10 protein-coding genes and 1 pseudogene are annotated in these 14,247 nt (G+C 72.7%); 1 reads left to right on the forward strand and 10 read right to left on the reverse strand.

The window, feature by feature from the left end:
• Positions 1-4: 4 nt before the first annotated feature.
• Both ACTWQE_RS02770 and pdxH read right to left on the reverse strand, forming a co-directional pair.
• A complete protein-coding gene (locus tag ACTWQE_RS02770) occupies positions 5-1,552 on the reverse strand; it encodes a PAS domain-containing protein (RefSeq protein WP_443327166.1) in 1,548 nt (515 codons plus the stop codon).
• 496 nt (positions 1,553-2,048) lie between these two features.
• A complete protein-coding gene (gene pdxH / locus ACTWQE_RS02775; RefSeq protein ID WP_443327167.1) occupies positions 2,049-2,759 on the reverse strand; it encodes a pyridoxamine 5'-phosphate oxidase in 711 nt (236 codons plus the stop codon).
• Between the two features lie 459 nt (positions 2,760-3,218).
• On the opposite strand from pdxH, the gene ACTWQE_RS02780 reads away from it, so the two are divergent.
• Positions 3,219-4,319 carry a citrate synthase 2 gene (locus tag ACTWQE_RS02780; RefSeq protein WP_443327168.1) on the forward strand — a complete coding sequence of 367 codons (1,101 nt, stop codon included), beginning with the start codon at positions 3,219-3,221 and terminating at the stop codon, positions 4,317-4,319.
• A gap of 276 nt (positions 4,320-4,595) precedes the next feature.
• Here ACTWQE_RS02780 and ACTWQE_RS02785 read toward each other — a convergent pair whose 3' ends face one another.
• The 8 genes and pseudogenes from ACTWQE_RS02785 to ACTWQE_RS02820 all read right to left on the reverse strand — a co-directional run bounded on the left by ACTWQE_RS02785 (position 4,596) and on the right by ACTWQE_RS02820 (position 14,031).
• The gene (locus ACTWQE_RS02785; protein WP_443327283.1) at positions 4,596-5,336 is read right to left on the reverse strand and encodes a TetR/AcrR family transcriptional regulator; all 741 of its coding nucleotides are present in this window, start codon (positions 5,334-5,336) and stop codon (positions 4,596-4,598) included.
• 182 nt (positions 5,337-5,518) lie between these two features.
• The gene (locus tag ACTWQE_RS02790; RefSeq protein ID WP_443327169.1) at positions 5,519-6,391 is read right to left on the reverse strand and encodes an enoyl-CoA hydratase family protein; all 873 of its coding nucleotides are present in this window, start codon (positions 6,389-6,391) and stop codon (positions 5,519-5,521) included.
• Between the two features lies 1 nt (position 6,392).
• Positions 6,393-6,679, reverse strand: a pseudogene (locus ACTWQE_RS02795) (AMP-binding enzyme); the annotation flags it as partial.
• 13 nt (positions 6,680-6,692) lie between these two features.
• Complete coding sequence (locus tag ACTWQE_RS02800; RefSeq protein WP_443327170.1) at positions 6,693-7,859, reverse strand: acyl-CoA dehydrogenase family protein; 1,167 nt, start codon at positions 7,857-7,859, stop codon at positions 6,693-6,695.
• 172 nt (positions 7,860-8,031) lie between these two features.
• Entirely contained in the window at positions 8,032-9,960 is a 1,929-nt protein-coding gene (locus ACTWQE_RS02805; RefSeq protein WP_443327284.1) for an acetyl/propionyl/methylcrotonyl-CoA carboxylase subunit alpha, read from the reverse strand.
• Positions 9,961-9,968: 8 nt separating this feature from the next.
• Positions 9,969-11,564, reverse strand: a complete 1,596-nt coding sequence (locus tag ACTWQE_RS02810; protein WP_443327171.1) for an acyl-CoA carboxylase subunit beta — start codon at positions 11,562-11,564, stop codon at positions 9,969-9,971.
• Positions 11,561-13,240, reverse strand: a complete 1,680-nt coding sequence (locus tag ACTWQE_RS02815; protein ID WP_443327172.1) for an acyclic terpene utilization AtuA family protein — start codon at positions 13,238-13,240, stop codon at positions 11,561-11,563. The genes ACTWQE_RS02810 and ACTWQE_RS02815 overlap by 4 nt, the downstream gene beginning before the upstream one ends.
• Positions 13,237-14,031, reverse strand: a complete 795-nt coding sequence (locus ACTWQE_RS02820) for a TIGR03084 family metal-binding protein (protein ID WP_443327173.1) — start codon at positions 14,029-14,031, stop codon at positions 13,237-13,239. Before ACTWQE_RS02820 ends, ACTWQE_RS02815 begins: the two co-directional genes overlap by 4 nt.
• Positions 14,032-14,247: the final 216 nt, after the last annotated feature.

Genomic DNA, 14,247 nt, shown 5'->3' on the forward strand with positions numbered 1-14,247 from the left:
GAGGTCAGCGTAAGCCGCCCGTACGGCCCAGTTGTTGCGCGAGGTCGAGGGCCCCGGCCACCCGGTACGCCACATCCTCCGCATACGCCGCGTCCACCCGCTCGAAAGCGCGGCGGCCGCCCGAGCGCAGGAACGTCGCGACGCCCATCGTCCGGCCGCGGCTGCGCAGCACCACGCACAGCGCGTGGACCGAGTCGTCCGGCCACTGCCGGGCCCGTGCCCACTGCCTGGCGTCCTCGCTGCCCGCCGAACCGACCGTACGGCCCGCCCCATGGGCCCGCGCGGTACGACCGCCCGAGCTGGCCCGGACCGATCCGGCGCGTTCGAGGGCCTGGAGGGCGGGGTGGCCCTCGATGTACCGCGCGGGGATCCCGCCCGGCACGATCGGTGAGCACGGTCCGCCCGAGCCGGCGGGCGTGGCCGCGGCCCGTACGAGCCGGACCGGCTCGCTCTCCGACGCCAGATCCAGCAGCGCGTGGTCCGCGAAGCCGGCCAGCGCGAAGTCCATGAAGACGGTCGCCGCCTCCAAGGGGTCCTCGCACTCGGACGCGGCCTGGCCCGCGCGGTGCAGCTGGTTGCTGCGGAAGCGCAGCAGGGAGCCCTCCTGTTCGAGCTGCTTGGCCTCGGTGACGTCATGGAAGAACCAGCCGACGCCCAACGGAACCGGCTCTTCCGCCAGCGGCGAGGCCAGGCGCAGGAAGCCGCTCCGCCAGCAGCGCCGCTCGCCCTCCTTGCCGTCCGTGCCGCGCAGCGTCACCCACAGATCGGCCGGGGCGGGGGGCGCGCCCTCGGCGAGGACGTGCTGCAGCACGCTCTCCAACTCCTCCACGCCCTGCGACAGCAGCTCGCCCAGCGGGCGCCCGAGCACCGCCGTGCGCTCGGCGCGCAGGGCCCGTACCGCATGGGTGTTGGCGACGGCCGGGCGCAGATCGGCGTCGATGAGCACCACGCCCCACGACGCGCCCTCGAACAGCGCCTCGCTGAGCGCGATCGACCGCTCGAGGTCGATCTGGGCATGCACCTCGCTGAAGGCGCAGTAGACGCCCGCGTACCGGCCGTCCGCGCCCCGTACACCGGCCGACTGGGTACGGACGAGCACCCGCCCGCCGTCCTTGGTCAGCAGCGCGAACTCATGGACCTGTCTGCCCTCCGCCTCCATGGCGCCGAGCAGCCGGCCCTGCACCTCCTCGGCGTCCGCGCTGCGGATCGCCCATCCCGCGAAGCCGTGGCGGCCGACGGCCTCCTCGGCGGTCCAGCCGAGGATGCGCTCGGCCTCACGGTTCCAGTGGGTGACGACGCCGTCGGCATCGAACGCGCAGAGGGCGGCGTCCATACCGTCCAGGAGCGCGGCGAGCAGGTCGGAGTCATCGCAGTCGGGCTGCGACGGAGACGTCGGGGCCTGCGGGCCCGGGCCCGCTCCTGAGGCGGCGTCCGCGGCGTCGCCCGAGCCCTCCGGGGCCGAGCGGGCCGGCCGGGTGGGGCCGGAAGGCCGGGAAGCAGTCACCTGGCACCTCCTGCTGGACGTGGCTGCATGTGCTGCACGTCGGATCATTCAACTGGAACGTGACTCATCCCACAGCGTGTTCCCGGAAATCGTTGTGCACCGGAAATTGGGTTGTCGGGTGCGGAACCGGTGCCTAGCGTGTGGGGTACACGAGAAGGGAGGTGGTTCGGCAGATGTATGCAATCCGGACGCGTGAGGTGACTGCGGGCTAGCAGTCCGTCGTCGCGCTTTGCGCATCGCCGGACCGCACACGCAGATGTGCGGCAGCCGGCCCAATTTCCAGCAGTCACCCGACCCGCGAGCTGCCGGTACGTCCGACCGGCCCCTGCGCGCCCCTGGGCGCCGGGGACAGGCTCGCGGGTCGTCTGCGTTCCGCCTCCCGGCGGTGGGCGCTCCGCGTCGGCGGAGCGGCAGGCGGGCCCGGTGCGTGGGCCGCGCGGAGTCAGGCGTGGGCCGCCCCGCCCGGCTTCGGACTCGGGCCGCCCCGCCCGGCTTCAGGCGTGGCCGCCCCGCCCCGCGGGCGTTATGGGCAGAGGCGTACGTTTTACGGGCAGAGGCGTTCCACGTGCCAGCCGCCTTCGGTGAGGACGTAGCGCAGCCGGTCGTGGAGACGGTTCTCGCGGCCCTGCCAGAACTCGATCGCCTCCGGCCGCACCCGGTAGCCGCCCCACTCCGGCGGGACCGGGACCTGCTCCTCCGGGGGGTAGCGGTCCGCCAGCTCCGTGTACAGCCGGTCCAGTTCGGCGCGCGAGGCGACCGCCGAGGACTGTTCGCTCGCCCACGCACCCAGCTGCGACCCGTGCGGCCGGGTGCGGAAGTACGCGGCCGTCTCGTCGCGGCCCGTCCGCTCCGCCACCCCGCTGACGACCACCTGCCGGGCGATGGGGTGCCAGGGGAAGAGCAGCGAGATGTACGGGTTCGCAGCGAGCTCACGGCCCTTGCGGGACCCGTAGTTCGTGTAGAAGACGAAGCCGCGCTCGTCGAACTGCTTCAGCAGGACCGTGCGGGAGCTGGGCCGTCCGGTCGTGGGATCGGCCGTGGAGACCACCATGGCGTTCGGTTCGAACAGTCCGCTCGCCGCCGCCTGCTCGAACCAGTGGGCGAACTGCTGCATCGGTCCGGCGGCCAGGTCGGCTTCCGCCAGGCCCTCCGCCCGGTAGTGCTCGCGCATGGCGGCCGGGTCGAGAGCGCGCCTGGTCGGGGGGACAGCCGGTTGCTGCGGATCAATGTCGGGCACACGCATATCTTGACGCATGGTCTGCCCGGCCGGTCGGCGGCCCGAGTTCGCGCAGGCCCGGGCCCCGCAGCCTTGCCGGACACGATCGCGGCAGTGTGCCGGATCTCACGCTTCCCCGCCCGTGCCGAACCCACCAAAATCGTACGCCTGGCCACTGTGGCGTCCGGACACCGCGAGATATCGTGCGGCCTGAAACGACCTGAGTGACCTGTAGCGAACCGTAGTGACCTGCATCAACCGGTGATCGACCCCTCACGTACCCGCGGCGCGGACGACCGTACGACCGCCCGCACAGCGGCCCTCTCGGGCCAGCTTGCCGCCGCGACCGGGTGACCAACGCCCGCGCGGGGCATCACCGGGGTGACCGATACGGACAGCGAGCCGCAGCGCCGCGGCCGCGCGAAGTCTCGGCACCGCGCCCTGTACTGACATTTTGGCCATAAGCCGCGTGTCGATCACATTATGAGGAGCCGCCTGATGTCCGACTTCGTCCCCGGACTCGAAGGAGTCGTCGCGTTCGAAACGGAGATCGCCGAACCCGACAAGGAAGGCGGTGCGCTGCGCTACCGAGGGGTCGACATCGAAGACCTCGTCGGCCATGTGTCCTTCGGGAATGTGTGGGGCCTCCTGGTCGACGGCGCGTTCAACCCGGGGCTGCCCCCCGCCGAGCCGTTCCCCATCCCCGTCCACTCCGGTGACATCCGGGTGGACGTCCAGTCCGCGCTGGCGATGCTTGCCCCCGTCTGGGGCCTGAAACCGCTGCTCGACATCGACGAGGCGCAGGCCCGCGACGACCTCGCCCGAGCGGCTGTCATGGCCCTGTCGTACGTTGCCCAGTCCGCGCGCGGCCAGGGCCTTCCGATGGTCCCGCAGAAGGAGATCGACAAGGCGGAGACCGTCGTCGAGCGCTTCATGAAGCGCTGGCGGGGCGAGCCAGACCCGAAGCACGTCAAGGCTGTCGACGCGTACTGGACCTCCGCCGCCGAGCACGGCATGAACGCGTCCACCTTCACGGCGCGGGTCATCGCCTCGACGGGCGCCGATGTGGCCGCCGCGTTGTCGGGTGCGGTCGGGGCCATGTCCGGACCGCTGCACGGCGGCGCGCCCTCCCGCGTCCTCGGCATGATCGAGGAGATCGAGCGGACCGGCGACGCCACCGCGTACGTCAAGCAGGCCCTCGACAAGGGCGAGCGGCTGATGGGCTTCGGCCACCGCGTCTACCGGGCCGAGGACCCGCGGGCGCGCGTGCTGCGCCGTACCGCCAAGGAGCTCGGCGCGCCCCGCTTCGAGATCGCCGAGGCACTCGAGCGGGCCGCCCTGGACGAGCTGCACAACCGTCGGCCCGACCGGGTGCTGGCCACGAACGTGGAGTTCTGGGCGGCCATCGTGCTGGACTTCGCGGAGGTCCCGGCGCACATGTTCACCTCGATGTTCACCTGCGCCCGCACCGCCGGATGGAGCGCGCACATCCTGGAGCAGAAGCGGACCGGGCGGCTCGTACGGCCGTCGGCCCTGTACGTGGGGCCCGCCGCCCGCAACCCGCGCGAGGTCACGGGGTACGGGGACATCGCCGGCTGAACCCGCTCACTCGCGCACTCGCTCAGAGCGCCGCACTCGCTCAGTGGGCTCCGTCCGCTGAGCCCACACGGTCGCCGGGACCACGCGGTCCGACAGGCCCACTGAGCGGGGCCGTACCCAGCCGGTGAAGGCGCCGGACGGATCAGCCCGTCCGGCGCCTTCGGCTGTCCGGAGGGCGGGAGAAGTACCCGCGACGGCCCGGGTCCGCCGCTCCGCAACGGCGTGGCCGGGCGCCCTTCCGGCATCGTTCGCGGCGGTCAAGGCGGGGCGTTCGCGCTACGGCACCGGGTTCAGCACCCCGTCGAGGATGCGGGCCCACTGCTCGACGACCCCGTCGCGCCGTGCCTTGTCGTCCGTCAGGAGATTGGCCAGCCCCAGGCCCCGGGCCATGTCGAGCAGCCCCTGAACGGTCTCGCGGACGCCCGGCCTGCGCTCGTCCGCCCCCAGCAGTTCGACGGCCATCCGGTGTGTCTCCCTTCCCACACGTGCCTCGAGGGCGATCACCCGCTGCCGCAACTGCTCCTCGTTCGAGGCCGCCACCCAGAGCTGCAAGGCGGCCCGGAAGAGCCGGCCGGTGTAGAGGTCGACCAGCTCCTCCACGATCATGCGGGTCCGGGCGCCCGAGCCCGGCGGCGGCAGAGCGCGGGTGACCGCCCGCAGCGCGCCCGACCGCTTCTCGGAGACATGCTCGACAGCCGCCGTGAACAGGTCCTCGCGGGTCGGGAAGTGGTGCTGGGCCGCGCCACGGGAGACCCCGGCGCGCTCGGCGACCACCGTGACCGTGCTGCCGCTCCAGCCGTACTCGGCCAGACAGGCCACGGCGGCCTCCAGCAACCGCATTCGGGTGGCGCGACTGCGGTCCTGCTTGGGGCTGCGGTCCTGCTGCCCGCCGCGGTCCCGCCGGCCTTCCAGGCCCAGCTCGTCCTGCCCGTCGCGGTCCCGCCGACCCTCCTGGCCCGGCCCGTCCGGCCCGCCGACCAGCTCATCCCGCTCGTCCCTCTCCTGCTGGGAGCCCATGCCCTGCCGGAGGTTCAGGTCCTGCTCCGAGCCGCGCTCCCGCTCGGCGTCCCCGCCCCGCCGGGAGATCCGGCCTTCCTCGGAGCCGCTCTCCTGCCGTGCCGCCCAGTGCTCCTCCCCGGAGTCCCCGGTCCCCCGGGCGTCGGCGCCGGAAGAGGGTCCGCGGCCCTGTCCCGGGCTCGTCACCGTGCCCATGCCGGATCCCGCCGTTCGAGGAAGGCCGTCATGCCCTCGCGTGCCTCGTCCGAGGCGAAGAGGCGGGCGGACTGCTCGGCGAGGACCCGGGTGTCCCGGTCGAACGTGCGGAGGACCTCGGCGGTCACCAGCCGTTTCGACTCGGCCAGTCCCTGCGGCGACGCTCGGCGCAGACCGTCCAGGACGGGAGCCAGGGCCTCGTCCACCTCACCCTCGGCGGCAAGGGTGACCAGGCCGATACGGGCCGCCTCGGCCGCGTCGAAACGCTCCCCGGTGAGGTAGTAGCGGCCCGCCGCCCGTGGATCGAGACGCGGCAGCAGCGGCAGGGAGATCACGGCCGGGGCCAGGCCGAGCCGCGCCTCCGTGAAGGCGAAGCTCGCTCCGGGCCCCGCCACCGATATGTCACAGGCGCCCAGCAGCCCGAGCCCACCCGCCCGTACATGCCCCGTCACCCGGGCCACGACCGGCTTCGGCAACTCGACGATCGTGCGCAGGAGTCCCGCCAGCCCGAGCGGCCCGGACGTGGCGGACGCGTGCGACACCGAAGACACCGAAGACGCCGAAGACACCGAAGACACCGAGGACACAGCCGAGCCCGGCGGCGAGGAGTGCGGGTCGGGGGAAGCACCCGGCGCCGCACCGCTCGCCTCGCTCAGGTCCGCGCCCGCGCAGAACGTGCCGCCGGTGTGGGTCAGGACGACCGCCCGCGTCTCCGGGTCCTTCGCGGCCCCGTCCAGCGCCTCGTACAGCTCTCCGACGAGGCGCGTGGACAGCGCGTTGCGGTTGTGGGGGGAATCGAGGGTGAGGGTGGTGATGCCGCGCTCGGAAGCGCGGCGCACCAGCTGTTCCGCATCGGTCATGAGGGGCTGGACTCCTTTGCCGATTCCGTGGTTCACGCCGGAGGATCTTGCCGCTGGCGGCACGGGGGACCGCCTCCAGGAACGCGGCACGGCGCACCTTCTTGTACGGGGCGACGCGCTCGGCAACGTACGCCATGACCTCCTCCGCCGTGATCTCCGCCCCCTGTTGTGGCACGACATACGCCTCAGGGATCTCGTTGCCGTCGCCATCCGTGACCCGATGACCGCGGCGTCGGCGATCCGCTCGTGCGTGAGCAGCACGGCCTCCAGATCCGCCGGGGCCACCCTTTCGAAACACGCCCTAGTACGACTTCGGGAGCCCCAGTGACTGGTGGGAGACGAAGTTGAGGATCATCTCCCGGCTGACCGGGGCGATCCGGGCCACACGCGACGCCGTGATCATCGAGGCGAGGCCGTACGCGCGGGTGAGGCCGTTGCCGCCGAGGGTGTGTACGGCCTGGTCGACGGCCTTGACCGCCGCTTCGGCCGCCGCGTATTTGGCCATGTTGGCCGCCTCCCCCGCCGCCAGGTCCTCCCCCGCGTCGTAGAGGTGGGCGGCCTTCTGGGTCATCAGCCGGGCGAGTTCGAGCTCGATATGGGCCTGGGCGAGCGGATGGGCGATGGCCTGGTGCGCGCCGAGGGGGTCCTTCCACACGGTGCGGGTGCGGGCGTAGTCGACTGCCTTCGCGAGCGCGTGGCGGCCCATGCCGAGGGCGAAGGCGGCGGTCATGACGCGCTCGGGGTTGAGGCCGGCGAAGAGCTGGAGGAGCCCCGCGTCCTCGTCTCCGACCAGCGCCTCGGCGGGGAGCCGCACCTCGTCGAGTACGAGCTCGAACTGCTTCTCCGGAGCGGCGAGTTCCATGTCGATCGGCGTGCGGGTGAAGCCGGGGGTGTCGCGGGGGACGATGAAGAGACAGGCCTTGAGCCTGCCGGTCCTGGCGTCCTCCGTGCGGCCGACGATCAGGGTGGCGTCGGCGACGTCCACCCCCGAGATGAAGACCTTGCGGCCGGTGAGCAGCCAGTCGCCGGTCGCCTCCTCGCGGCGGGCGGTGGTGGTGATCCGGTGGGAGTTGGAACCGGCGTCGGGCTCGGTGATGCCGAAGGCCATCCTGCGGGTGCCGTCGGCGAGTCCGGGCAGCCACTGCTGTTTCTGGGCGGCCGTCCCGAAGCGGGCTATCACGGTGCCGCAGATGGCCGGTGAGACGACGAGCATGAGGAGCGGGCACCCGGCGGCGCCCAGCTCCTCCAGGACGATCGCGAGTGCGGCGATGCCGGCGCCCCCGCCGCCGTACTCGGTGGGGAGGTTGACGCCGAGGTAGCCGAGTTCGGCGGCCTCGGTCCACAGTTCGTCGGTATGGCGGCCCTCGCGGGTGACGGCGGCGAAGTACTCACGGCCGTAGCGGGCGCCGAGAGCGGAGACGGCGGCGCGGAGGTCACGGTGGTCCTCGGTCTCGATGACGGGGGTCATGGCGGGGGCTCCTCCTCGGGTGGTACGGGGTGGACGCGGTGCCTTGCTGTGGTGCTGTGGTGCTGTGGTGCTGTGGTCGTGACCGGCTGCGGGTCCTCGAGACGGCCGCCCCTGGACTCCGGGAGCCCCACCTGCCGGTGCCCGGCCGGCGGGTCCCTTCGCGATGACGCCCCTACGTCCCCTCGTCCCCTCCTGTCGGTGACCGGTTGCCGGGCGTCTCCGATACGACGGCGAGCGGTGTGCCGGGCTCCACCTGGTCGCCGGGTGCGGCGTGCAGGGCGGTGAGCGTGCCCGCGACGGGCGCCGAGATCCGGTGCTCCATCTTCATCGCCTCCAGCCAGAGCAGGGGCTGCCCCGCAAGGACCTCGTCCCCGACCGCGACCTCCCCGATCCGTACGACCGTCCCGGGCATCGGCGCGAGGAGCGAGCCCGGCTCGGTGTGGGCGGTGGGGTCGGGGAAGCGGGGCAGCCGCGTCAGGGTGTGCGCGCCCAGGGGGGAGTCCACGTGGACCCGGTCGCCGTAGGCCGCGACGTGGAAGGTGCGGCGGATGCCGTCCCGTTCGAGGACGACATGGTCCGCTGCGCACCGGATGACGCGGACGGTGTCGTCCTCCGGTGCCAGACCGTCGCGGGTGTGGTGGTAGCGGACCTCCAGTTCGGTGCCGTCCGGTTCGGAGCGGTAGCGCTTGGACTGAGGCCGGGAGGGGACATTGCGCCAACCGCCGAAGCGGGACCGGCCCGTTGCGTCGGCGAGGGCCGCGGCCAGGGCGGCCGTCGCGGTCGCCTCCTCCCCGGTCGTCGTGAGCTCGGCCAGGTTGCGGTCGTAGAAACCGGTGTCCAGGCGGTCCGGCGCGAAGTCCGGGTGGCGCAGGGAACGTACGAGGAGGTCACGGTTGGTGGCCGGGCCGTGGATACGGGCCCGTTCGAGGGCGGCGGCCAGCTTGCGTACCGCTTCGGCGCGGGTCGGCGCCCAGGCGATGGCCTTGGCGAGCATCGGGTCGTAGTGGATGCCGATCACGTCTCCGTCGGCTACCCCGGAGTCGAGGCGTACGCCCGGGACCTCCAGCCGGTGCAGCACGCCCGTCTGGGGCCGCCAGTCGCGCGCCGGGTCCTCGGCGTAGAGGCGCGCCTCGATCGCGTGGCCCGACGGCTCCGGGGGCAGGTCGGGGAGCGGCTCGCCCTCCGCGATCCGGAGTTGCATCGCCACCAGGTCGATGCCGTGGACGCGTTCGGTGACGGGATGTTCCACCTGGAGGCGGGTGTTCATCTCCAGGAAGTACGGGCGGCCGTCGTGCGAGAGGAGGAACTCGACGGTGCCCGCGCCCGTGTAGCCGGTCGCGCGGGCCGCCTCGGTTGCGGCCCGGTGCAGCGCGCGCCGCGTCCCGTCGTCCAGGCCGGGCGCCGGTGCCTCCTCGATGACCTTCTGGTGCCGCCGCTGGAGGGAGCAGTCGCGAGTACCGAGGGCCCAGAGCGTGCCGTGGGTGTCGGCGAGGATCTGGACCTCGACATGGCGGCCGCGTTCGACGTACGGCTCGGCGAAGACCTCGCCGTCCCCGAACGCCGACGCCGCTTCGGCGCTCGCCGCCTTCCACTGCGCGGGAAGGTCCTCGAGGTGCTGGACCAGGCGCATACCGCGGCCGCCGCCGCCTGCCGCCGCCTTGATGAGCAGGGGCAGGTCGCCGGTGGTGGCCCGGTCCGGGTCGACGGGCGCGAGGAGGGGGACTCCGATGGAGGCCATGAGCTCCTTGGCGCGGGTCTTGGAGGCCATGGCCTCGATCACCTCGGGCGGCGGTCCGATCCACAGCAGGCCGGCGTCGAGGACGTCGCGGGCGAACCCGGCGTTCTCGGAGAGGAAGCCGTAGCCGGGGTGCACGGCGTCCGCGCCGGTGGCGAGGGCCGCCTTCACGATGAGGTCGCCCCGCAGATAGGTGTCGGCCGGGGCGTTGCCCGGGAGGCGTACGGCCGCGTCCGCCTCATGGGTGTGCGGGGCACCGGAGTCGGCGTCGGAGTGGACGGCGACCGTGGCGACACCCAGCTCGCGGCAGGTGCGGAAGATGCGGCGCGCGATCTCACCGCGGTTGGCGACGAGGAGCGATTCCATGTCTGTCCTCACATCCGGAAGATGCCGAAACTGCGGGTGCCTTCGACCGGTGCGGTGTGGATCGCGGACAGGCACAGGCCGAGCACGGTGCGGGTGTCGCGGGGGTCGATGACGCCGTCGTCGTAGAGCCGCCCGGACAGGAACACGGGGAGGGACTCGGACTCGATCTGCTGCTCCACCATGGCGCGCAGCGCCGCGTCGGACTCCTCGTCGTAGGGCTGCCCCTTCGCGGCGGCGGAGGAGCGGGCGACCAGGGAGAGGACCCCGGCGAGCTGTTGGGGGCCCATGACGGCCGATTTGGCGCTGGGCCAGGCGAAGAGGAAGCGGGGGTCGTACGCGCGGCCGCACATGCCGTAGTGGCCGGCCCCGTAGGAGGCGCCCATGAGCACCGAGATGTGCGGGACCGTCGAGTTGGAGACCGCGTTGATCATCATGGCGCCGTGCTTGATGATGCCGCCCTGTTCGTACTCCTTGCCGACCATGTAGCCGGTGGTGTTGTGGAGGAAGAGGAGGGGGGTGTCGCGCTGGTTGGCCAGCTGGATGAACTGGGCCGCCTTCTGCGACTCGGCGCTGAAGAGGACGCCCTGGGCGTTGGCGAGGATCCCGACCGGGTAGCCGTGGAGGCTCGCCCAGCCGGTGGCCAGGCTCGGGCCGTAGAGAGGCTTGAACTCGTCGAAGTCGGAACCGTCGACGATCCGGGCGATCACCTCACGCGGATCGAACGGAATTTTCAGATCGCCCGGGACGATGCCCAGAAGTTCGTCGGCGGAGTACTTCGGTGGCTCGGCGGGCCCGGGGTCGGGGTGTGCCTTGCGCCAGTTGAGCCGGGCGACCACCCGGCGCGCCTGGCGGAGGGCGTCGGGCTCGTCGAGCGCGAAGTAGTCCGCCAGGCCCGAGGTGCGGGCGTGCATCGCCGCGCCGCCGAGGGATTCGTCGTCGCTCTCCTCGCCGGTCGCCATCTTGACCAGCGGTGGTCCGCCGAGGAAGACCTTGGAGCGCTCCTTGACCATGATCACGTGGTCGGACATCCCGGGGACGTACGCCCCGCCGGCGGTGGAGTTGCCGAAGACCACGGCGACGGTGGGGATTCCGGCGGCCGAGAGCCTGGTGAGGTCCCGGAAGATCGCGCCGCCGGGAATGAAGATCTCTTTCTGGCTGGGCAGATCGGCGCCGCCGGACTCGACGAGACTGACCACGGGGAGCCGGTTGCGATACGCGATCTCATGGGCGCGGAGGGCCTTCTTCAGGGTCCAGGGATTGCTGGCTCCGCCGCGTACGGTCGGGTCGTTGGCCGTGATGAGGCACTCGACGTCCTCGATCACACCGATGCCGGTGACCGTGGACGCCCCGACGGGGTGGTCGCTCCCCCAGGCGGCGAGCGGCGAGAGTTCGAGGAAGGGCGTGTCGGGGTCGAGCAGCAGCTCGATGCGCTCACGGGCGAGCAGCTTGCCGCGCTCGCGGTGGCGGGCGACGTACTTCTCGCCGCCCCCCGCGGTCGCCTTGGCGTGTTCGGCCTCGATGGCGGCGAGCTTGATGAGCATCGCGTCGCGGTTGGCCGTGTGGTCGGGGCTCGTGTTGTCGAGGGCGGACGCGAGCACGGTCACAGCAGCATCTCCGGTATCTCCAGATGGCGGGAGCGCAGCCACTCCCCCAGGGCCTTGGCCTGCGGGTCGAAACGTGCCTGTGAGGCGACGCCCTCACCGAGCAGCCCGTCGACGGTGAAGTTCAGCGCGCGGAGGTTGGGCAGGACATGGCGGGTGACGGGCAGCGCTCGTGTCTCGGGCAGCAGTTCCTGGAAGCGGGGGACGGTGAGGGTGTGGGCGAGCCAGCGCCAGGCCTCCTCGCTGCGGGCCCAGACGCCGGTGTTCGCGCTGCCGCCCTTGTCACCGCTGCGGGCCCCGGCGACCAGGCCCAGCGGGACCCGGCGGGTGGGGCCCGGAGGCAGCGGCTCGGGGAGCGGGGGCTGCTCACAGCCCTCGAGTTGGCGGGTCTCGGCGGGCGGGGGTACGGCGATCCGGCGGCCGTCGTGGAGCACCGCGGTGTGGCGGACGCTCTCCGCGTCGACGTAGGCCGCCTCGAACACCCCGTACGGCGAGCCCTTTCCGGGCGGTGCCGTGAGATGGAAGCCCGGATAGCTGGCGAGACCGAGTTCCACGGCCGCGCCGCTGACCGCCCGGCCGACCGCCTCCGGGTCCGGGTCGCGGACCACGAGCCGCAGCAGGGCGCTCGCCTCCTCCTCGCGGGGCGCGTCGGACATGTCCGTACGTGCCAGGGTCCACCGCAGCTCGGCCGGGCGGCGGGAGGAGAGCGCACGCTCCATCTGGTCCCGTACGAGCGCGGCCTTGGCCTCGATGTCCAGACCGGTGAGGACGAAGACCACCTCGTTGCGATGGCCGCCGACACGGGTCAGGCCCGCCTTGAGGGTGGCCGGGGGCGCCTCGCCGCGTACGCCGTCGATCCGCACCCGGTTCCGGTCGAGCCGGGTGAGCCGGACGGTGTCGAGGCGGGCGGTCACGTCCGGGCCCGGGTAGCGCGCGCCGGATGTCTCGTACAGCAGCTGCGCGGTGACCGTGCCGACCGTCACGGCGCCGCCGGTGCCCGGGTGCTTGGAGATGACGGAGGAGCCGTCGGCGTGGATCTCGGCGATCGGGAAGCCGGGGCGGCGGACGTCGTGATCGGTGAAGAAGGCGTAGTTGCCGCCGGTCGCCTGCGTGCCGCACTCCAGGACGTGACCGGCGACGACGGCCCCGGCCAGCGCGTCCCGGTCCCGCTCGGTCCAGCCGAAGTGCGCGGCGGCGGGCCCGGTGACGAGGGCGGCGTCGGTGACCCGGCCGGTGACGACGACATCCGCGCCCGCCCGGAGGCACTCGGCGATGCCCGCGCCGCCCAGGTAGGCGTTGGCGGTGATCACCCCGGGGCCCCAGGAGCGGTCCAGGATGTCGTCGCCCTCGACATACGCGACACGGGCGGGGACGCCGACGCGCCCGGCCAGCTCGCGGATGGCCCCGGCGAGTGCGGCGGGGTTGAGGCCGCCCGCGTTGGTGACGATCCGCACCCCGCGGTCACTGGCCAGCCCGAGCCCTTCCTCCAGCTGGCGGAGGAAGGTCCTGGCATAGCCGAGGGACGGGTCCCGGGCGCGGTCGCGGCCCAGGATGAGCATGGTCAGTTCGGCGAGGTAGTCCCCGGTGAGGATGTCCAGCGGCCCACCGGTGAGCATCTCCCGCACGGCGTCGAAGCGGTCGCCGTAGAAGCCGGAGGCGTTGCCGATGCGCAGCGTCATACGGCCCCTTCCGAGGGCGCGCGCCCCGCCCCGGGCGGTCCGGCGAAGGACTGCGCGATGTCGAGCCAGCGGTCGGCGTCGGGGCCCTCGGCCCGTACGGCGAGATCGGCGCGGTGGGCGCGCTGGGTGACCAGCAGACAGAAGTCGAGGGCGGGACCGGTGACACGCTGGGCGGCGTCCGCCGGGCCGAAGGCCCACACCTCGCCGCCCGGCCCGGCGAGTTCGACACGGAACTCCTCCGCCGGCGGCTCCAGTCCCCGGACCGTGAAGGCGAACCCCCGGGCCCGTACACCGATCCGGGCCACATGCCGCAGCCGGGCCGTCGGCGTGCGCTTCACCCCCAGGGCGTCGGCGATGTCCTGTCCGTGCGCCCAGGTCTCCATCAGCCGCCCGGTCGCCATCGACGCGACGCTCATCCGCGGCCCGAACCAGGGCAGCCGTACGTCCCATGGATGCTCCGCGAGCGCCCACTGCACCGCCACCCGCGCGTCCCGCCACCGCTCCAGCAGCTCGGCGGGCCGCTGCGCCGCACCGCCCTCGGCGGCCTCGTCCACAAAGGTTCCGGGGGAGGCCAGCGCCTTCCGGGCCTGTCGGCCGAAGCCCTCGGGGTCGGTCGCGGAGAGCACCGCCTGCTCGTCGGTCCACGCCAGATGCGCGATCTGATGGGCGATGGTCCACCGGGGCGCGGGAGTCGGCGTCGTCCAGGCGCCGGGGGGAAGACCGGCGACGAGCCGGTCGAGCTCCTCCCCCTCGCCGAGCAGATCGTCGAGCACGGCACCGGGATCGGACACGGTGCGCTCCCTTCGTCGGCTGACGTGTCGTCAGCGCGTTCCGAGTGCTCCGAGGGTGGCAGTGGCCCTATAAACAATCAAGCGTGCTTGCATGATTTCTTGCCAGGAGTGCGTCCTTCTCTCCACGGCCTTGAGAGCAGGCCATGTCGTCGGCGGAGTCGCCCGTGGCGGACCAGGGGTGGGCGGCGAGGCCGCCGGAGTCACCGGCGCCCGGCA

It is taken from the genome of Streptomyces sp. 8N706 (assembly GCF_052245415.1).
GTDB lineage: Bacteria > Actinomycetota > Actinomycetes > Streptomycetales > Streptomycetaceae > Streptomyces.

What these genes read in the sequence shown, in the direction of transcription:
- ACTWQE_RS02770 (WP_443327166.1), bottom strand. Translation starts at nt 1,552, where the DNA reads ATGATCCGACGTGCAGCACATGCAGCCACGTCCAGCAGGAGGTGCCAG.
- pdxH (WP_443327167.1), bottom strand. Translation starts at nt 2,759, where the DNA reads ATGCGTCAAGATATGCGTGTGCCCGACATTGATCCGCAGCAACCGGCT.
- ACTWQE_RS02780 (WP_443327168.1), top strand. Translation starts at nt 3,219, where the DNA reads ATGTCCGACTTCGTCCCCGGACTCGAAGGAGTCGTCGCGTTCGAAACG.
- ACTWQE_RS02785 (WP_443327283.1), bottom strand. Translation starts at nt 5,336, where the DNA reads ATGGGCTCCCAGCAGGAGAGGGACGAGCGGGATGAGCTGGTCGGCGGG.
- ACTWQE_RS02790 (WP_443327169.1), bottom strand. Translation starts at nt 6,391, where the DNA reads ATGACCGATGCGGAACAGCTGGTGCGCCGCGCTTCCGAGCGCGGCATC.
- ACTWQE_RS02800 (WP_443327170.1), bottom strand. Translation starts at nt 7,859, where the DNA reads ATGACCCCCGTCATCGAGACCGAGGACCACCGTGACCTCCGCGCCGCC.
- ACTWQE_RS02805 (WP_443327284.1), bottom strand. Translation starts at nt 9,960, where the DNA reads ATGGAATCGCTCCTCGTCGCCAACCGCGGTGAGATCGCGCGCCGCATC.
- ACTWQE_RS02815 (WP_443327172.1), bottom strand. Translation starts at nt 13,240, where the DNA reads ATGACGCTGCGCATCGGCAACGCCTCCGGCTTCTACGGCGACCGCTTC.